The organism is Pseudomonas sp. B21-017 (assembly GCF_024749245.1).
In the GTDB taxonomy this organism is placed as follows: domain Bacteria; phylum Pseudomonadota; class Gammaproteobacteria; order Pseudomonadales; family Pseudomonadaceae; genus Aquipseudomonas.
In genome coordinates this window covers 6,435,774-6,454,137 of sequence record NZ_CP087194.1, presented here as the reverse complement: position 1 = coordinate 6,454,137, position 18,364 = coordinate 6,435,774, and the positions used below count along the sequence as shown (strand labels likewise).

The 18,364-nt window shown below is 60.1% G+C and carries 17 protein-coding genes and 1 pseudogene; 10 read left to right on the top strand and 8 right to left on the bottom strand.

Annotated features, from left to right (window positions below; translation table 11 throughout):
* Window positions 1–302: 302 nt before the first annotated feature.
* From LOY28_RS29445 to LOY28_RS29420, 6 genes are all read left to right on the top strand, one after another.
* Complete coding sequence (locus LOY28_RS29445; RefSeq protein WP_172901218.1) at window positions 303–2,336, top strand: ABC transporter permease subunit; 2,034 nt, start codon at window positions 303–305, stop codon at window positions 2,334–2,336.
* A gap of 15 nt (window positions 2,337–2,351) precedes the next feature.
* Window positions 2,352–4,022 carry a phosphate ABC transporter permease PstA gene (gene pstA / locus LOY28_RS29440; protein WP_018927392.1) on the top strand — a complete coding sequence of 557 codons (1,671 nt, stop codon included), beginning with the start codon at window positions 2,352–2,354 and terminating at the stop codon, window positions 4,020–4,022.
* A gap of 166 nt (window positions 4,023–4,188) precedes the next feature.
* Entirely contained in the window at window positions 4,189–5,022 is an 834-nt protein-coding gene (pstB, locus tag LOY28_RS29435; RefSeq protein WP_008150054.1) for a phosphate ABC transporter ATP-binding protein PstB, read from the top strand.
* Window positions 5,023–5,093: 71 nt separating this feature from the next.
* Window positions 5,094–5,855: a phosphate signaling complex protein PhoU gene (phoU, locus tag LOY28_RS29430; RefSeq protein ID WP_007934507.1), complete on the top strand. Its 762-nt coding sequence runs from the start codon at window positions 5,094–5,096 to the stop codon at window positions 5,853–5,855.
* Between the two features lie 181 nt (window positions 5,856–6,036).
* Window positions 6,037–6,981 carry a response regulator gene (locus LOY28_RS29425; RefSeq protein WP_018927393.1) on the top strand — a complete coding sequence of 315 codons (945 nt, stop codon included), beginning with the start codon at window positions 6,037–6,039 and terminating at the stop codon, window positions 6,979–6,981.
* 200 nt (window positions 6,982–7,181) lie between these two features.
* Window positions 7,182–8,102 (top strand): peptidoglycan DD-metalloendopeptidase family protein, encoded by a 921-nt coding sequence (locus tag LOY28_RS29420; protein WP_018927394.1) that lies wholly within the window; start codon window positions 7,182–7,184, stop codon window positions 8,100–8,102.
* A 66-nt stretch (window positions 8,103–8,168) separates the two neighbouring features.
* Here LOY28_RS29420 and LOY28_RS29415 read toward each other — a convergent pair whose 3' ends face one another.
* From LOY28_RS29415 to phoB, 3 genes are all read right to left on the bottom strand, one after another.
* The gene (locus LOY28_RS29415) at window positions 8,169–9,509 is read right to left on the bottom strand and encodes a hemolysin family protein (RefSeq protein ID WP_018927395.1); all 1,341 of its coding nucleotides are present in this window, start codon (window positions 9,507–9,509) and stop codon (window positions 8,169–8,171) included.
* A 123-nt stretch (window positions 9,510–9,632) separates the two neighbouring features.
* Window positions 9,633–10,919: a phosphate regulon sensor histidine kinase PhoR gene (phoR, locus tag LOY28_RS29410; protein WP_218585017.1), complete on the bottom strand. Its 1,287-nt coding sequence runs from the start codon at window positions 10,917–10,919 to the stop codon at window positions 9,633–9,635.
* Between the two features lie 75 nt (window positions 10,920–10,994).
* Window positions 10,995–11,684: a phosphate regulon transcriptional regulator PhoB gene (phoB, locus tag LOY28_RS29405; protein WP_007896474.1), complete on the bottom strand. Its 690-nt coding sequence runs from the start codon at window positions 11,682–11,684 to the stop codon at window positions 10,995–10,997.
* Window positions 11,685–11,836: 152 nt separating this feature from the next.
* Between phoB and LOY28_RS29400 the strand changes: the two genes are divergently transcribed.
* Window positions 11,837–12,220 carry a hypothetical protein gene (locus LOY28_RS29400; protein WP_018927397.1) on the top strand — a complete coding sequence of 128 codons (384 nt, stop codon included), beginning with the start codon at window positions 11,837–11,839 and terminating at the stop codon, window positions 12,218–12,220.
* A 77-nt stretch (window positions 12,221–12,297) separates the two neighbouring features.
* Here LOY28_RS29400 and ubiA read toward each other — a convergent pair whose 3' ends face one another.
* Together ubiA and LOY28_RS29390 are read right to left on the bottom strand one after the other, a co-directional pair.
* The gene (ubiA, locus tag LOY28_RS29395; protein WP_019651311.1) at window positions 12,298–13,188 is read right to left on the bottom strand and encodes a 4-hydroxybenzoate octaprenyltransferase; all 891 of its coding nucleotides are present in this window, start codon (window positions 13,186–13,188) and stop codon (window positions 12,298–12,300) included.
* On the bottom strand, window positions 13,188–13,751 hold the full coding sequence (locus tag LOY28_RS29390; protein WP_064621149.1) for a chorismate lyase: 564 nt from the start codon (window positions 13,749–13,751) through the stop codon (window positions 13,188–13,190). Before LOY28_RS29390 ends, ubiA begins: the two co-directional genes overlap by 1 nt.
* Window positions 13,752–13,951: 200 nt before the next feature.
* Between LOY28_RS29390 and LOY28_RS29385 the strand changes: the two genes are divergently transcribed.
* The 3 genes from LOY28_RS29385 (at window position 13,952) to LOY28_RS29375 (ending at window position 15,754) form a co-directional block, all read left to right on the top strand.
* On the top strand, window positions 13,952–14,119 hold the full coding sequence (locus tag LOY28_RS29385; protein WP_007896465.1) for a rubredoxin: 168 nt from the start codon (window positions 13,952–13,954) through the stop codon (window positions 14,117–14,119).
* Window positions 14,120–14,137: 18 nt separating this feature from the next.
* Entirely contained in the window at window positions 14,138–15,286 is a 1,149-nt protein-coding gene (locus LOY28_RS29380) for an NAD(P)/FAD-dependent oxidoreductase (RefSeq protein WP_018927400.1), read from the top strand.
* 192 nt (window positions 15,287–15,478) lie between these two features.
* Window positions 15,479–15,754, top strand: a complete 276-nt coding sequence (locus LOY28_RS29375; protein WP_003213368.1) for an HU family DNA-binding protein — start codon at window positions 15,479–15,481, stop codon at window positions 15,752–15,754.
* A 203-nt stretch (window positions 15,755–15,957) separates the two neighbouring features.
* Here the strand turns inward: LOY28_RS29375 and LOY28_RS29370 are convergent, their stop codons facing one another.
* From LOY28_RS29370 to LOY28_RS30220, 3 genes and pseudogenes are all read right to left on the bottom strand, one after another.
* Window positions 15,958–16,431, bottom strand: coding sequence for an SMI1/KNR4 family protein (locus LOY28_RS29370; protein ID WP_138866532.1), 474 nt, complete (start codon window positions 16,429–16,431; stop codon window positions 15,958–15,960).
* Between the two features lie 12 nt (window positions 16,432–16,443).
* Window positions 16,444–18,240, bottom strand: a pseudogene (locus LOY28_RS29365) (RHS repeat-associated core domain-containing protein); the annotation flags it as partial.
* Window positions 18,159–18,362, bottom strand: a complete 204-nt coding sequence (locus LOY28_RS30220) for a hypothetical protein (protein WP_258612875.1) — start codon at window positions 18,360–18,362, stop codon at window positions 18,159–18,161. The gene LOY28_RS30220 and the pseudogene LOY28_RS29365, both read right to left, overlap by 82 nt.
* Window positions 18,363–18,364: the final 2 nt, after the last annotated feature.

Sequence of the window (18,364 nt, the reverse complement as noted above, 5' to 3'; positions counted from 1 at the left end):
TTGCGTCACTGCATTGTCATCTTTCTGTCATACAGGATCGCTAGGGTGTGCGCATGAATGATCTGGCCAATTCCACCATGACTACAAATCCCCCCAAGCGAATTGACTTCAATACGCCTGAGCTGCACCGCAAGCGCCGTATTCGTGCGCTGAAAGATCGCCTGACCCGTTGGTATGTGCTTGTCGGCGGCCTCGCCGTCCTGGGCGCGATCACCCTGATCTTCTTCTTCCTCGGTTATGTTGTCGCGCCGCTGTTCCAGGGGGCTGACCTGACCGCCAAAGACGCCATCACGCCTGCCTGGATGCAAGACGCCGGCAAGCCGCTGATGATCTCCCTTGAAGAACAGAACCAGGTGGCCATGCGGGTTTCCGACAAGGGCCAGGCGCTATTCTTTGATATCGATAGCGGCGCCGAACTGCGTCGTGTCGACCTGCCGATCCCGGCCGGTACCAGCGTGACCTCCATCGGTGAAGATCAACCCGGCCATCCATTGGTCGCAGTGGGGTTGTCCAACGGTCAGGTGCTGGTGTTCCGTCACACCTATAAAGTCAGCTACCCGGACGGCAAGAAAACCATCTCGCCGGCCATCGAATACCCGTACGGCGAAACGCCAATCGTGCTGAACGAGGCGGGCGGCGCTCTGGAGCACGTCAGCCTCAATGCCACCGATTCGACCCTGCTGCTGGCTGGCTCCACTGGTGCGCAACTGCATGTCATGTCGCTGACCAGCGAAGAAAACATGATGACCGGCGAAGTCACCAACGAGCAGAAACGTATCGACCTGCCGCAAATGACCGAGCCAGTGAAGAACATCTTCGTCGACCCGCGTCAGCAGTGGCTGTACGTGGTCAACGGTCGTGCTCAGGCTGACGTTTTCAGCCTGCGCGACAAGAGTCTCAACGGTCGCTACAAATTGCTCGAAGACGGCGATGCCGAGATTACCGCCAGCACCCAGCTGGTGGGTGGTATCTCACTGATCCTCGGCGACTCCAAGGGCGGTCTCGCCCAGTGGTTCATGGCTCGCGATCACGATGGCGAACTGCGCCTGAAGCAAATCCGCACCTTCCAGATGGGCGCTGCGCCGATTGTTGAAATCACCGCCGAAGAACGTCGCAAAGGCTTCGTTGCCCTTGATGCGTCCGGCAAGCTCGGCGTGTTCCACAGCACCGCGCACCGCACTTTGCTGGTGGATCAGGTGGTCGACGGCCAAGGCCTGTTCGGCCTGTCGCCACGGGCCAACCGCGTGATCGTGGAGCAGGGCGGCAAGCTGCAACCGTTGCTGCTCGACAACCCGCACCCGGAAGTTTCCTGGAGCGCGTTGTGGAGCAAAGTCTGGTACGAGAACTACGACGAGCCTAAATACGTCTGGCAATCGACTGCCGCCAACACCGACTTCGAACCCAAGCTGAGCCTCTCGCCGCTGACCTTCGGTACCCTGAAAGCCGCGTTCTACGCCATGCTGCTGGCCGCGCCCCTGGCCGTCGCCGCGGCGATCTACACCGCGTACTTCATGGCCCCGGGCATGCGTCGCAAGGTCAAGCCGGTGATCGAGCTGATGGAAGCGATGCCGACGGTGATCCTCGGCTTCTTCGCCGGCCTGTTCCTCGCACCGTATGTAGAAGGGCATTTGCCGGGCATCTTCAGCCTGCTGATGCTCCTGCCGATCGGCATTCTGGTGGCCGGTTTCGTCTTCAGTCGCCTGCCTGAGTCAATCCGCCTGAAAGTACCGGACGGCTGGGAAAGCGCGATCCTGATTCCGGTGATTCTGTTCGTGGGCTGGCTGTCGCTGTACATGAGCCCGTACATGGAAGCCTGGTTCTTCGGCGGTGACATGCGTATGTGGATCTCCCACGACCTGGGCATCACCTACGACCAGCGCAACGCTCTGGTGGTCGGCCTGGCCATGGGCTTTGCAGTCATCCCGAACATCTACTCGATCGCCGAAGACGCCGTGTTCAGCGTGCCGCGCGGCCTGACCCTCGGTTCCCTGGCCCTTGGCGCCACGCCGTGGCAGACCATGACTCGCGTGGTGATCCTCACCGCCAGCCCGGGCATCTTCTCGGCGCTGATGATCGGCATGGGCCGCGCGGTCGGTGAAACCATGATCGTGCTGATGGCCACCGGTAACACCCCGGTCATGGAAATGAACCTGTTCGAAGGCCTGCGCACACTGGCAGCCAACGTCGCGGTGGAAATGCCCGAATCGGAAGTCGGCGGCAGCCACTACCGCGTGCTGTTCCTCTCGGCGCTGGTGCTGCTGTTGTTCACCTTCATCATGAACACCCTCGCGGAACTGATTCGTCAGCGTCTGCGCAAGAAATACTCGTCGCTTTAACAAAGGTAGAAGTCTGTGAAACAGAACTCCCTGAATGGATGGTTCAAGAGCGGCGCCCCCGGCGTCTGGATCAGCGGCGGCGCGGTGTCCATTGCGGTCATCATGACCATTGGCCTGCTGGCGGTCATTGCCGTGCGCGGTCTGGGGCACTTCTGGCCGGCGGACCTGATCCACGCCAATTACGACGTGCCGGGCCAGGCCAACCACCTGGTCATCGGCGAAGTGGTGCAGAAGGAAGAAGTGCCACGCGAGCGCCTGAAAACCGCTGGCCTGCCGGTGCCCGATCAGGGCCCGGAGTTCATGACCCGCGAGCTGATCAAAGTCGGCAACCGTGATCTGAACGGCACGGACTTCACCTGGATTGTCGGCGAGTGGCTGACCAACCAGAAAACCCCGCCAGAGCTGATGACCATCGAGCGTCGCGAGTGGGGCAACTTCTACGGCTATCTGGTCAACGTTAAAGAGGACGGCAAGGTCGTCGCTGAAGGCGAAGCCGCATGGCCTGAGTTGCAGGCCCGTGTCGATCGCGTCAACCAGTTGGCTGGGCAGCTCAAGAGCTTGGAAAAAACCGACATCGGCGCGATCAACGCCGGTCTCGAACGTGTTCGTCTGCACGGTCGCAAGCTGGAATTGGCCGGCCGTCTCGACGCTACCGCACAGGCGGACCTGGAGTCTGAGCGCGCCGAGCTGAATGCCCGTTATCAAGAAATCGAAGCGCGTCTGAACGACCTGCACAAGCAGTTCAACCGTGACAGCCTGACGGCTCGTGACGCGAACGGTAAAGAGGTCGAGATCGGCATCGGCAAAGTGGTTCACGCCTATCAGCCGAACGCCATGAGCACCTTTACCAAGGTGGGCTTCTACTTCAGCAAGGTCTGGGAATTCCTCAGTGATGATCCGCGCGAAGCCAACACCGAAGGCGGGATCTTCCCGGCGATTTTCGGCACCGTGATGATGACCCTGATCATGGCGATGATCGTCACTCCGTTCGGTGTGCTGGCGGCGGTCTACCTGCGTGAATACGCCAAGCAGAACACCCTGACCCGAGTGATCCGTATTGCGGTGAACAACCTGGCGGGCGTACCGGCGATCGTTTACGGCGTGTTCGGCCTGGGCTTCTTCGTTTATGTACTGGGCGGCTCGATCGACCGGTTGTTCTTCCCCGAAGCCTTGCCGGCGCCGACCTTCGGTACGCCGGGTCTGTTGTGGGCTTCGTTGACCTTGGCCCTGCTGGCTGTGCCGGTGGTGATCGTGGCCACCGAAGAAGGCCTGGCGCGGATTCCTCGCACCGTGCGCGAAGGCTCGTTGGCCCTCGGCGCGACCAAGGCCGAGACCTTGTGGAAGATCGTGCTGCCGATGGCCAGCCCGGCAATGATGACCGGCATGATCCTCGCCGTGGCCCGCGCCGCCGGTGAAGTGGCGCCGCTGATGCTGGTGGGTGTAGTGAAACTGGCGCCGTCGCTGCCGCTGGATGGCAACTACCCGTACCTGCACCTGGACCAGAAGATCATGCACCTGGGCTTCCACATTTATGACGTCGGCTTCCAGAGCCCGAACGTAGAAGCCGCGCGGCCGCTGGTGTATGCCACGGCGCTGCTGCTGGTGCTGGTGATCGCGACATTGAACCTGTCGGCCGTTTATATCCGTAACCACCTGCGCGAGAAGTACAAGGCGCTGGATAGCTGATCAACACCGAACTGTAGGAGCCGGCTTGCTGGCGAAGGCATCACCGCGGTGAGCCTGCGGGACCGAGTTGTCTGCATCGCCAGCAAGCCGGCTCCTACAAAGAATTGCGTAACCGCGGGCCTGGCCTGCGGCCCCGAACCGAATTTGTTAGCACAGGGAGCCTCCCATGCAGCACGAAGCACACACTCACGGCATCAACATGTCGGCCCTGGGCCGCGACAAACAGAGCCTGAGTCTCGAGCAGGAAACCGTGGCCATCGAAGTGCCGGGGTTGAGCCTGTTCTACGGCGACAAACAAGCGCTGTATGACGTCAGCATGAACATCCCGAAACAGCGCGTGACCGCCTTCATCGGCCCGTCCGGCTGTGGCAAGTCCACGCTGTTGCGCACTTTCAACCGCATGAACGACCTGGTGGATGGCTGCCGCGTCGAAGGCGCGATCAACCTCTACGGCAACAACATCTACCGCAAGGGCGAGGACGTGGCCGAGCTGCGTCGTCGCGTCGGCATGGTGTTCCAGAAGCCCAACCCGTTCCCGAAAACCATCTATGAAAACGTGGTTTACGGCTTGCGCATCCAGGGCATCAACAAAAAGCGCATCCTCGACGAAGCCGTCGAGTGGGCGTTGAAAGGCGCGGCGCTGTGGGATGAAGTCAAGGATCGTCTGCACGAGTCGGCACTCGGTCTGTCCGGTGGTCAGCAGCAACGTCTGGTGATTGCCCGCACCATCGCCGTGGAGCCGGAAGTGCTGCTGCTCGACGAACCGTGCTCGGCACTCGACCCGATCTCCACGCTGAAAGTCGAAGAGCTGATCTACGAACTGAAATCCAAGTTCACCATTGTTATCGTGACCCACAACATGCAACAGGCCGCGCGGGTTTCCGACTACACGGCGTTCATGTATATGGGCAAACTGGTGGAGTTCGGCGACACCGACACCCTGTTCACCAATCCGGCGAAGAAGCAGACCGAAGACTACATCACCGGTCGTTACGGCTAGGAAGCTGTTGTTGCTCACTGAACTGACGCTGCGGCCCACCGCACCTTACCGGACGCTCCAAGGACGCCAACATGATTAGTAAAGAAGGCCTTACCCATCACATCTCCCAGCAGTTCAACGCTGAGCTCGAGGAAGTGCGCAGCCACCTCCTGGCCATGGGCGGGCTGGTCGAGAAGCAGGTCAACGACGCGGTCACCGCGCTGATCGAGGCCGACTCCGGCCTGGCCCAGCAAGTGCGCGAGGTCGACGACCAGATCAACCAGATGGAACGCAATATCGACGAAGAATGCCTGCGCATTCTGGCCCGTCGTCAGCCGGCGGCGTCGGACTTGCGTCTGATCATCAGCATCTCAAAATCGGTGATCGACCTCGAGCGTATCGGCGACGAAGCCACCAAGATCGCCCGTCGCGCCATTCAGTTGTGTGAAGAAGGCGAAGCGCCGCGCGGTTATGTCGAGGTTCGCCACATCGGCGACCAGGTGCGCAACATGGTTCGCGATGCCTTGGACGCATTTGCCCGTTTCGACGCCGACCTGGCGCTGTCGGTGGCGCAGTACGACAAGATCATCGACCGCGAATACAAGACCGCGCTGCGCGAACTCGCCACCTACATGATGGAAGATCCACGCTCTATCTCGCGTGTCTTGAGCATTATCTGGGTGCTGCGTTCCCTTGAGCGAATCGGCGACCACGCGCGCAATATCTCGGAACTGGTGATTTACCTGGTGCGCGGCACCGACGTGCGTCACCTGGGCCTCAAGCGCATGAAGGAAGAAGTGGAAGGCACAAGTGCCGAAACCGCTAATGTTCCGGACAAAGCTGACGATAAGTAAGGTTGCCCAAGAAAAAGCGCCCGGCCTCTTGGCCGGGCGTTTTTGTTTGTGTGGCTTTTGAACTGAAAAGCCGAATTGAAAAGCAGCACCCGCGAACGAAAAGTCCCGGCGTGACTGAAGAGTTTTGGCAAAGTGCCATCAGCCAGCGTTATGCTTGCCGGGATTTTTAAAGGGGTGTTGGATGAGCAAGATCAGTGTGTTGGTCGTGGACGATGCGTCGTTCATTCGTGACCTGGTAAAAAAGTGCCTGCGCAACTACTTCCCGGGGATCCGGACCGAAGATGCAGTCAACGGTAAAAAGGCCCAGGCCATGCTGGCCAAGGAAGCGTTCGACCTGGTTCTGTGCGACTGGGAAATGCCGGAAATGTCCGGTCTGGAGTTGCTGACCTGGTGCCGTGAGCAGGACAACCTCAAGGCCATGCCGTTCGTGATGGTGACCAGCCGTGGCGATAAAGAAAACGTGGTCCAGGCGATCCAGGCCGGGGTTTCCGGCTACGTCAGCAAGCCATTCACCAACGAGCAGCTGTTGACCAAGGTCAAGCAGGCCCTGAACAAGGTTGGCAAGCTCGATACCTTGATGAACAGCGCGCCGACCAAAATGAACTCGGCGTTCGGCAACGATTCCCTGAGCGCATTGACCGGTGGCAAAGCGGCGGTAGTCGCACCCTCGGCTGCAGCGGTCAACCCGTTTGCCAAACCTGCCGCCGCCGCGCCAGCCCCGGCTGCGGCGCCGTCTCGCGGCCTGCTCAACAATCCACCGGTCAAGGCGCCTGCCTCCGCATCAGCTGGCGGTCGTGGCCAAGGCCAACTGCGCCTGTCGAGCGGCACACAGCAATGCGTGATCAAGGCCTTGAGCATCAAGGAAGCGCTGCTGGTGGTGAAACGCACTGACACCTTGCCGCAAGTCCTCGACAACGCCGTACTCGACCTGGAGCAGGGCGACAATGCCGAAACTGCCCGTCTTAACGGCTACTTGCACGCCATCGTCGCCCACGAGCCGAAGCCGGACAGCGAGTGGCTGCAACTGACGTTCCGCTTTGTCGACCAGGATGCACAGAAGCTCGACTACATCTCCCGCCTGATCGCCCGTGGCACCGCGCAGAAGCACTTCGTACCGGGTGCGTAACGTGTACCGCTGATCGTTCCCACGCTCTGCGTGGGAATACCTCCCCGGACGCTCCGCGTCCGCTTCGGATGGGACGCAGAGCGTCCCTTGCTGTATTCCCAGGCAGAGCGTGGGAATGATCATTTGAAACATCTGTCGACTACGCAGGTCCATTTCTGCTGCTAGGCTCCTTCCCAGGCCTACTCAACAGAATTTTGCCCATGCTCGCGCGCCTGCTGTTTTTCTGTGGTCTTTTCATGGCCTCCACCTCGGCTGTGGCCATGACGATCTATAAGTCCACTGATGCCAGTGGCGTGGTCTCTTACAGCGACCGCCCCACCAAAGGCGCGAAGGTGTTCGTTTTTCGCGACCGAATGGTCGAACACCTTGAGCGGCAGGTGTACCTCGACATCAAGAGGCTGAATGGCATGGACAGCGTGTTCGTGCGCAACGACCTGTATGCGCCGGTCGAGATCGAGCTGAGTTTCGACCGGTTGCAGAACGTCAGCGGAGCGCCGAGCCGACCGATCCGGCGGGTGATGCCGGCGCGCAGTAACCTTCGTCTGGCCCTGCTCACGCCGACGAAGGCCGGAAGGCCGATCGTGTATAACCCAAGGTTCGCATATTTCCTGGGCGACCCCTCAGGGGCTGCCATGGCCTATCGATATCCGTTGCCCTGGCGTGGCGGTCCGTTTCGGCTGACCCAGGGCCCCAATGGCCAATACAGCCACTACGGACCGAAGAACCGTTACGCGATGGATATCGCCATGCCCGAAGGCACGCCGATCATCGCGGCGCGCGGCGGGGTGGTGGTGAAAACCGAGAATGGCCAGACCGGGCGCGGCAACGATCCATCGGGCAATTTCGTGCGGGTGTTGCACGATGACGGGACGATGGGCGTGTACCTGCACCTCAAGAAAGGTTCAGTCTGCGTACGGGAAGGTCAGCGGGTAGTGGTGGGCAGTGCACTGGCGCTGTCGGGCAACACCGGCAACAGCAGCGGCCCGCACCTGCACTTCGTGGTGCAGCGCAATACCGGGTTGGGCCTGGTGTCCATTCCATACCAGTTCAATCAACCGGTGGGGGCGTTGCCCAACTTTGCGTTGGGCAGTAGGAGCCGGCTTGCTGGCGATGAACGATAACGCGGTATAACAGAGACACCGCAGCGCTCCTGATCGCCAGCAAGCCGGCTCCTACAAGGGCGTGGCTCAGTCCAGCATCAACACCTTGGCCAATATGATCTTCGGCCCTTTCATCTTTTTGATGATGATCCGCAAACCTTCGACTTCCAGCACTTCTTCCTCTTCGGGCACCCGTTTCAGGGTTTCGTAGACCAGCCCGGCGAGGGTTTCGGCTTCGATGTGGTCCAGGTCGATGCCCAGCAGGCGTTCCACCTTGAACAGCGGCGTATCACCCCGCACCAGCAGCTTGCCCGGCTGATACGCGAGGATCCCGCGTTCAGCCTTGCGGTGTTCGTCCTGAATGTCGCCCACCAGCACTTCCAGCACGTCTTCCATGGTCAGGTAGCCGATGATGTTGCCGTCGGCTTCCTCGACCAAGGCGAAGTGCGAGCCGCCCTTGCGGAACTGCTCCAGCAGTTGCGACAGCGGCATGTGCCGCGATACGCGCTCCAGTGGTCGGGTCAGTTCGGCGAGGTTGAACGACTCGGGAATGTGATCAAGGGCGGCCAGTTCCAGCAGCAGATCCTTGATGTGCAGCAGGCCGACGAACTCCTTGCGCTCGCTGTCGTACACCGGGTAGCGGCTGAACTTGTGGCGACGGAACAACGCCAGGATTTCCTTGAGCGGAGCGTTGAACTCGAGGGTGACCAGGTCTTCCCGGGAGTTGGCCCAGTCGACCACTTCCAGCTCGCCCATTTCCACCGCCGAGGCCAGTACGCGCATGCCTTGGTCGCTTGGGTCCTGGCCACGGCTGGAGTGCAGGATCAGTTTCAGTTCTTCGCGGCTGTAATGGTGCTCGTGGTGCGGGCCGGGCTCACCTTGCCCGGCGATGCGCAGGATCTGGTTGGCGCTGGCGTTGAGCAGGTAGATGGCCGGGTACATGGCCCAGTAGAACAAGTACAGCGGCACCGCCGTCCACAGCGACAGCAACTCGGGTTTGCGGATGGCCCAGGATTTTGGTGCCAGCTCACCGACCACGATGTGCAGGTACGAAATGATGAAGAACGCCGTGAAGAACGAAACCGCCTTGACCACCTCAGCGGAATCTACGCCCACGGCACTCAGCACAGGCTCCAGGAGGTGCGCGAATGCCGGTTCGCCGACCCAGCCCAGACCCAGAGAAGCGAGGGTGATACCCAATTGGCACGCTGACAGGTAAGCATCGAGCTGACTGTGTACGGTGCGCAGGATATGCCCGCGCCAGCCGTGCTGTTCAGCGATGGCTTCGACCCGGGTCGAGCGCAGTTTGACCATGGCAAACTCTGCCGCAACGAAAAAGCCGTTGAGCAAAACCAGGATCAGAGCAAAAAGAATCATGCCGAAGTCGGCGAATATTGTTGCGAGGGTCAAGCCAGGGGAAGGGTCCATGATGGAGTTTTGCGGGTTCCGTGTATTCAAAAAAGGGGGAAATGCAGTGCCTGAAGGGCAGGCACAAGTCAGCCAATGTAGCGGCTGACTGATCGATTGCCTAGTGGCGAGTGCTAGTCGGTATCAGTCCGCTGCACTGATCACGCGGGATTTGGTGACCTGGGCCGGCGCAAAATGGCAGGTAAACGTGCTGCCATGCCCCGGCACACTGCTGATTTCCATGCGTGCCCGGTGGCGCAGCAACACGTGCTTGACGATGGCCAGCCCCAGCCCGGTGCCGCCGGTGTTGGAATTGCGGCTGGAATCGACTCGGTAGAAGCGTTCGGTCAGACGCGGCAGGTGTTTGCTGTCGATGCCGATTCCCGAATCCTGCACGCTCAGGTGTGCACCTTGCTCGTCGCCCCACCAGCGAATGCGGATATTGCCCTCGGCCGGGGTGTATTTCACCGCGTTGAACACCAGATTGGAAAACGCACTGCGCAGTTCGGCTTCACTGCCCTTGAGCAGAATCGTCGGGTCGGCTTCCAGGGTGATGCGCTGATTTTTCTGACCCGACAGCTGTTGGGCGTCGCTCTTGATCGATTGCAGCAGGCTATCGATGGACACTGGTTGGTTGTCCGATGGGTAATCGGTGGCTTCCAGTTTGGCCAGCAGCAGCAAATCGTTAAGCAAGGTCTGCATGCGCCCGCCTTGCTGCTGCATTTGCTGCAGGGCACGGGTCCAGCGCGGATTCACGTCCTCGACGTTATCGAGCAGGGTTTCCAGGTAGCCGCAAATCACCGTCAGGGGTGTGCGCAGCTCGTGGGACACGTTGGCGATGAAGTCTTTGCGCATCTGCTCCAGCTGATGGATACGCGTCACGTCGCGCACCAGCATCAAGTGCTCGTTGTTGCCATAGCGGGTGATGTACAGCTGAATGCGCAGGCGATCGTTGATCGGCGACGGAATCTCCAATGGTTCGGCGTAGTTGTCCTGCTCGAAGTATTCCTTGAAGCGCGGATGGCGCACCAGGTTGGTCACCGGCTGGCCACTGTCCTGAGGAGTCTTGAGGCCGAGCAGGGTTTCGGCGGCGCGGTTCCACCACTCGAGGTTGCCGTCGCTGTCGAGCATGATCACTGCGTCTTTCAGCGCGGCAGTGGATTCCTGGACCCGGTCGATCACCGCTTGCAGGCGCCCGCGTACCCGTTGGTCGCGGCGTTGCAGGTGATAGATGCTGTCGAACACTTCGCCCCACAGGCCATAGCCGTCGGGCGGTGCTTCATCGGGTTGGTGCAGGCGCAGCCATTCGTGCAGGCGCAGCAGCTGTTTGAGGGTCCAGGCCAGGTAAACACCCAGGCCCACGGCGAGACTCCAGCCGTAGTAGCCGGAAATCAGGCCGATCACCAGGCAGGCGGTGACCAGCAACAGCATGTGGCGAATCAGGGTGCCATGCCAGTTTTGGTTCACGGAAAATATGCGTCCTTGTCAGCGAGGCTGGCGGTCTGTTCAGGCCTTGGTGGAAAACCGGTAGCCGGTGCCGCGCACGGTTTGTACCAGATTTTCATAGGCATCGCCGAGGGCTTTGCGCAGGCGACGGATGTGCACGTCGACAGTGCGCTCTTCGACGTAGACATTGCCGCCCCAGACCTGATCCAGCAACTGGCCGCGGGTGTAGGCGCGTTCCTGGTGGGTCATGAAGAATTGCAGCAAACGGTACTCGGTGGGGCCCATCTCGGCAGGTTTGCCGTCGATGGTCACGCGGTGGCTGATCGGGTCCAGCAGCAGGCCGCCGACTTCGATCGGCGCTTCGCCATCGGTCGGGCCGGCGCGACGCAGCACGGCTTTGAGGCGGGCCACCAGTTCGCGGGGGGAAAACGGTTTGGTGATGTAGTCGTCGGCGCCGACTTCCAGGCCCTGGATCTTGTTGTCCTCTTCGCCCTTGGCGGTGAGCATGATGATCGGGATATCCCCGGTCAGTTCGTCGCGCTTGAGGCGGCGGGCCAACTCGATGCCGGAGGTGCCGGGCAGCATCCAGTCGAGCAGGATCAGGTCCGGTTTGCGGTCGACGATAATGGCATGGGCCTGCTGGGAGTTCTCCGCCTCCAGGCAGTCATAGCCGGCCATTTCCAACGCAACGGCGATCATTTCGCGAATGGGCGCTTCGTCGTCGACGATCAGAATGCTCCTGCCAACCATGCCTTAATCCTCTTGTCATTTAACTGTCTTGCGCCGCATTAGATAACGGAATTATTGCAGTCGTGTGACAGTATTTTAGCCGCCCTGCGATTGTCGCGATCCTGAACTAAGCTCTAATTCCGAATCCTGACAACCACAAAAGGAAGGTTTCCATGAATCACATTGCTAAATCCTGGAAGGTCCTGCTGGTCACGGCTGCGTTAACGCTGCCGTCCCTGGCCTTTGCGGCAGAACCCGCCATGATGAAAGGCGGCATGATGGTCGATCAAAAGGGTATGACCTTGTATACCTTTGACAAGGACAAGGACGGCAAGTCGATGTGCATGGGTGAGTGTGCGAAGAACTGGCCGCCGATGATGGCTCCGATGGATGCCAAGCCCATGGGTGAATGGAAGCCGATCAAGCGTGACGACGGCACAATGCAATGGACTTACGACGGCAAGCCAATGTACACCTACAAAATGGACAGCAAGCCGGGAGACATGAAAGGCGACGGCATGATGAAAATGTGGCACGTGATTGGCGAACACAAGTAAGCGATTTGCCTGCCCTGTAAACAGTCTGTAGCAGCTGGCGAAGCCTGAGTTCGGCAGCTGCTACAGATCAATCGCAGTCAGCGTAATGCGTAATCCAGCACAATCCCCACAAAAATCGCCAACCCCGCCCAGTGGTTATGCAAAAACGCCTGGAAGCAACGCATCCGGTCTTTGCTGCGGGTGTACCAGAACTCCCACGCAAAGCAGCCTGCCGCCACCAGCAACCCAAGGTGGAACCAGCCACCGAGATGGAATTTCGAGCCAGCCAGCAACAGGCAGCCCAGCGCCAGGCCTTGCAAGGTCAGAATGATCACCCGGTCGGCATCGCCAAACAGGATCGCGGTGGATTTCACCCCGATCTTCAGGTCATCGTCGCGGTCGGTCATGGCGTAATAGGTGTCGTAGCCCACGGTCCACAGCAAGTTGGCGATCCACAGCAACCAGGCTGTCGCCGGCAACTCACCGGTCTCGGCAGTGAACGCCATCGGCATGCCCCAGGAGAACGCTGCGCCCAGCACCACTTGCGGGTAATAGGTGTAGCGCTTCATGAACGGATAACTGGACGCCAGGGCCAAACCGCCCAGCGATAGCCAGACAGTCGCCGCGTTGGTGCACAGCACCAGCAAGAAGCTCACGCCCATCAGCACCGCGAAGAACACCAGGGCTTCTTTGGAACTGATCTTGCCGCTCACCAGCGGCCGTTGCTCGGTGCGTTTCACATGGCCATCGACCTTGCGGTCCGCCCAGTCGTTGATCACGCAGCCGCCAGCACGGGTCAGTACCACGCCGAGCACGAAAATCACGATATTGGCCAGTGACGGCGAACCTTCACCGGCAATCCACAGTGCCCACAATGTCGGCCACAGCAGCAGGTAAATGCCGATCGGCTTGTCCATGCGGGTCAGCTGAATGAAATCCCAGGCCCGAGGATTCACGCGGTTCAGAGACTTGAGCAGGTTCTGGTACATCAGCAGTTCTCCGGATGCGCGCGGGCGGCGCTCCACAGGGTCGGCAGGAAAACCTCGGCCACCAGCACGCTCAGGGCGCCACGGTCGAAACGTGAGCGCCGGCCCCACAGTTCAGGCGCCTGAGCCTCCATCGGCAACCACGCTTGAGGATAGTGACAAACCTCGATGGCCCGGCGCTGAAACGCCCGATCGCAAAACAGCAGTTCGCCCAGGGAGCGGCTACCCAGCTCATCCATATGCAATCCGTCGCCCTGCAGCGCGCTACGCGCCGCCACGCTGCGGGCAAACACCCAAGCTTCACCGTGGCCGCGCAGATACACCTCGCGCACCCAGCCTTCGCTGCCTTCGGCCAGCTCCAGCGCGGCACATTCGTCGGCGCGCAGCGATTGCCAGCCTTCGAACAGCGGCGTGACGCTGAAACCGTCATTCGACAAACGGGTCAGGCGTCGGGTCAGTGACCCTTCATCGAACAACCAATCGAGCGTAGACGTGTCGGGGCGGGGCATCAGTTGGCTTTGAGAAAGCCAGAGCGGCGTCGGGGAGGGGGCTTTTGAGTGCGGCACAGTGAGTCATTATTGGCAGCAAATGAGGCGGCGAGCTTACCATGTCAGGCGGCGAGTTTGATTGATCCGGCCTGCCGTTGCGCCGAACAGGCTTGCATCTGTCGGGCCCGATCAGTACAAAACGCCCTGAGCCGGACGGCAACGCTTCATCTATCGACCGTTCGCGCCGGCAAAAGCCTGAATCCCGAGGAAGTACCTGAATGAAAAAGTGGCAATGTGTGGTCTGCGGCCTGATCTATAACGAAGCCGAAGGCTGGCCGGACGACGGTATTGCGGCGGGCACACCGTGGCAGGACGTGCCGGAAGACTGGCTGTGCCCGGACTGCGGCGTGGGCAAAATGGATTTTGAAATGATTGAAATCAACTAAGCATCCAAGGAGCTAGGAATGAACGCACCTGTCGTGATCGTCGGCACTGGGCTGGCTGGCTACAACCTGGCCCGGGAGTTTCGCAAACTCGATGGCGAAACCCCGCTGCTGTTGATTACCGCAGATGACGGACGCTCCTACTCCAAGCCGATGCTTTCCACCGGCTTTGGCAAGAATAAAGACGCCGATGGCCTGAGCATGGCCGAACCGGGCGCCATGGCCGAGCAATTAAAGGCCGAAGTGCGCACCCACACGCGCATCAGCGGCATCGATCCGGGCCACAAACGCCTGTGGATTGGCGAAGAATCAGTGATCTACCGTGACCTGATCCTGGCCTGGGGCGCGGAAACCGTGCGGGTGCCGATTGAAGGCGACGCGGCCGACGCGGTTTTCCCGATTAACGACCTTGAAGACTACGCACGTTTTCGCGCAGCCGCGGCCGGCAAGCGTCGGGTGCTGCTGCTGGGCGCCGGTTTGATTGGCTGCGAATTTGCCAACGACCTGATTCTCGGTGGCTACGAAGTGCAACTGGTTGCGCCCTGCGAACAAGTCATGCCGACCTTGCTCCACCCGGCGGCGGCCGCTGCGGTCCAGGCCGGCCTGGAAAGCCTGGGCGCGCGCTTCCACCTCGGGCCGGTGCTCAATCGCTTGCAGCGAGTGGCGGACGGCCTGGAAGCGCATCTGTCTGACGGCCAGGTCATCCCTTGCGACGTAGTGGTGTCAGCCATCGGTCTGCGTCCGCGCATCGACCTGGCGGCCGCTGCCGGGGTGCAGGTCAACCGTGGCGTGGTGGTTGACCGTCACCTGAAAACCTCTCACGCCAACATCTACGCCTTGGGCGATTGCGCCGAGGTCGATGGGCTGAATCTGTTGTACGTCATGCCCCTCATGAGCTGTGCGAGAGCGCTGGCCCAGACCCTCGCCGGAAACCCTACGGCGGTGAGTTACGGCCCGATGCCGATCACCGTCAAAACCCCGGTCTGCCCATTGGTGGTTTCGCCGCCGCCACGGGGCGCGGAGGGCATCTGGACGGTCGAAGGGCAGGGCGCGGATATCAAGGTGCTGTGCCGCGATAGCGCCGGCAAATTGCTGGGCTATGCCCTGACCGGCGCGGCGGTGATGGAAAAACTCGCCCTGAACAAAGAACTTCCGGCCCTGTTGGCGTAAATGCCGGTCGTTCTGTCGGAATCACCCCGTTTTTGCTCCCACAAAGGTCGCGGGGAGACTGGCGCCACTCTTGCGCGCATGCCATCCTCATTCCCGTCTGCCGCAGAGTAGAGCACCTGCGGCGCCTTGGGCGCTGTTCCAACGAGAACAGCACGGACATAACAACAAAAAACCGTCAAAGGGGCTTCACTCATGCGTAAACCAGAACTCGCCGCTGCCATCGCGGAAAAAGCAGATCTCACCAAAGAACAGGCCAATCGCGTTCTCAACGCCGTTCTCGAAGAAATCACCGGCGCTCTGCATCGCAAGGATAGCGTCACGCTGGTGGGCTTCGGCACCTTCCTGCAACGCCATCGCGGTGCCCGCACCGGCAAAAACCCGCAAACCGGTGAGCCGGTGAAGATCAAGGCCAGCAACACTGTTGCGTTCAAGCCAGGCAAGTCGTTGAAAGACAGCGTTAATCCGTAACACGCACCGACTTCCCGCACCGCGGGCGAGCGGGATAAAAAATGGGCACGCCAACGAGGTTGGGTGCCCATTTTTTCTGTCTGGCGGATCAGCCGACTCGGCTTTGTTTCCTGGCGAGAATCGCTGCTATTTCCGGCTCATTCAGGTGATCCAGCGCGCGCTCTACCAACAAATGCACCCCGTCGGCCATGCGGCTGAGCGCCTCATTCCTCGTCCAAATCTTCCTCATCGATCAGTCCTTGAACGAAACGGAGGAAGTTCGAGCAAATAGGCTTCTCGGATTCAGCCTGGTTCTCTTCCGGGCTAAGGTCACTATCAAACGTGTCAGTCGTGAAATAACTGATGGCTCCCGAATCAAGGTTCAAGCAAAAGAAATTGCCGCCCAGGTCGTCTGCGAAAGGAAGGAGATGTGCAGGAAGAACTTGTTTCTTCAGCATCAACTGATAGGTGGACAGCAGCGTGGGTTCACCATAGGTAATCGGCCTGAAAGAGGCGACTTCGATGGGGTCGAAAAAGTCTTCGCTGACCCAATAAGCTCGTTCCGGCATGCCGCCGTTGTACTTGAGGTAATGGTTTCGAAAGGGAGCCGGTAGCTTCTTGCCGATGACGGACTCCAGCTGGTCCAGATTCGCTGGGGTAATGGCCTTTTCGTAATCTGAGAATTTGTTTTCAAGCATTGAAATCTCCAATCATGAGCAGCGCCCAGGTTTGACTTTGGTGTTGGGAATCTTGTTGGCGAGCCAGCCTTTCTTAGACGCTGCTAGGACTGATTCGCTGCTGTCGTAATTAACTTTGAAATGTTTCTCATATTGCGCAACTGAGCCGCCATGGGGATAGGTGGCTTCGTGGGCAGATTTCCTGACAAGCTGCATCGTTGTGTTACCCGTTTTAGGGTCGAAGTCATCAACGTGGTGCCAGGTATAGTCCTTCTTGGCACTCCTTGGAATACCGGCTTCTTTATAGGCTTGAGTAAAGTCACGCGACCTGGAGCCTTGCATCTTGATAGTCACGATATTTTTTTGTGCGCCTTTAATCGGATACAAATCACTGCTTCCCGTGAAATCTACCCCGGCATACGCCCAGCCCCATGGATCCGCCCAACCGATAGGGTTCGGAGCGTATTGGTAAAGATTGAGCCCACCTTCCAACTCAATCGGATCCGGCGTCGTAAACCGCCCCACATCCGGATCATAAAACCTGAACGTATTGAAATGCAGCCCCGTCTCCCGGTCCAGGTACTGTCCCTGAAACCGCAGGTTCTGCTCTTCAATGTAATACGGCTCGCGCACCTCTTCTAACGTGTTGCCCCACACCCGATAACTTGCCTTCCAGACATTGTGGCCGTCTGCCTCGGTGAGTTGTTCCGGCAGGCCGTTGAGGTCGTTGTGGTAGTAGCGGATTTTTTGCAGTGGGCCGGTGCCGTCGACGCGGGCCAGGGGCTCGTAACCTTCGTCTTCGTAGAGGTAGAGGCTGGTCTGTTGATGGCGATGTTCCTGCAACAGGCGCAGGCCGTCCCAGGTGAAGCGGGTTTCGCCGAGAGGGTAGCCGTTGGTGTCGTGTACGGTTTTTTCGATGCGCCGGCCCAGCGGGTCGTAGGTCATCCTGACCACGCTGCCGTTTGCGTTGCGCACTTCGATCAACCGGCTTTCGGCGTCGTAACCGAAGCGTTGCAAGCCCCGTTGAGCGCTACGTTTTTCGATCATCCGGCCAAACGCGTCATAGCGATAACGCTTGTCCTGATAGGTCAGCAGTTTGTTGTGAACCACCAGCCCGGCGCCGGGTTGTGGGCCGTCCAGCAGGTTGGCGGCGGCGTCGTAGGCGAAGGTTTCGCGCTGGCCGTGCAGGCTGTCCTGGCTGGCGATGATGCGGCCAGTGGCGTCGTAGTGCAGCAGTTGGCGGTGTTGTGCGGCGGGTTGCTGGTCGAGTTTGCCGATCAGGTTGTCGGCGGGGTCGTACTCGAAGTGCTTTTGTACCGCTGCCGGCATCAGCGATGGCTGACTGCTGTGACGGCGTTGGCGTGAGCGTAAACGCCCGCTGCGGTCGTATTCGCTGCGGGTGCTGATCTGGCCCTGGGTGCGCAGCACTTCGCGGTGCAGGCGGTCGCGTTCGAAGTCGCTGATGACCTGGCCGTCGAGGTTGATCTGGTGCAGGTGGCCGCTGCCGTAGTACAGGCGATTGAGCCAGCGGCCGTCGGGCAGTTGGGTCTGGATCAGGTTGCCGAGTTCGTCGTAGTGGTAGTGCAGGTTGCCGGCCGCGCTGTGTTCTTCGAGCAACTGGCCGAGGGCGTCGTAGGCGAAGCTCAGGGTTTGTGCGTTGCCCTGGTGGTCGGTGAAGGTGACGGCGGTGAGCTGGTCCAGTGGGTCGTAGGAGTAGTCGGTGCGGCCATCGTCGGTGATTTTGGCGATCAGCCGGCCGACGGCGTCGCGTTCCAGTCGGTGAACGATGGGAGCGGGGGGCGCCTCGGGGACGACGGCCAGGCCGTTGCCGCCACCACCGCGGTGATCGCGATGTTGGCCGCCACCTCCAGCACGCCGCCAAGAATGTCGGCCATCATCGAGGTGTGGCTGAGTGCATCGCCCAGCCGGGCGGCCCAGAGTGCGTCAGACATGC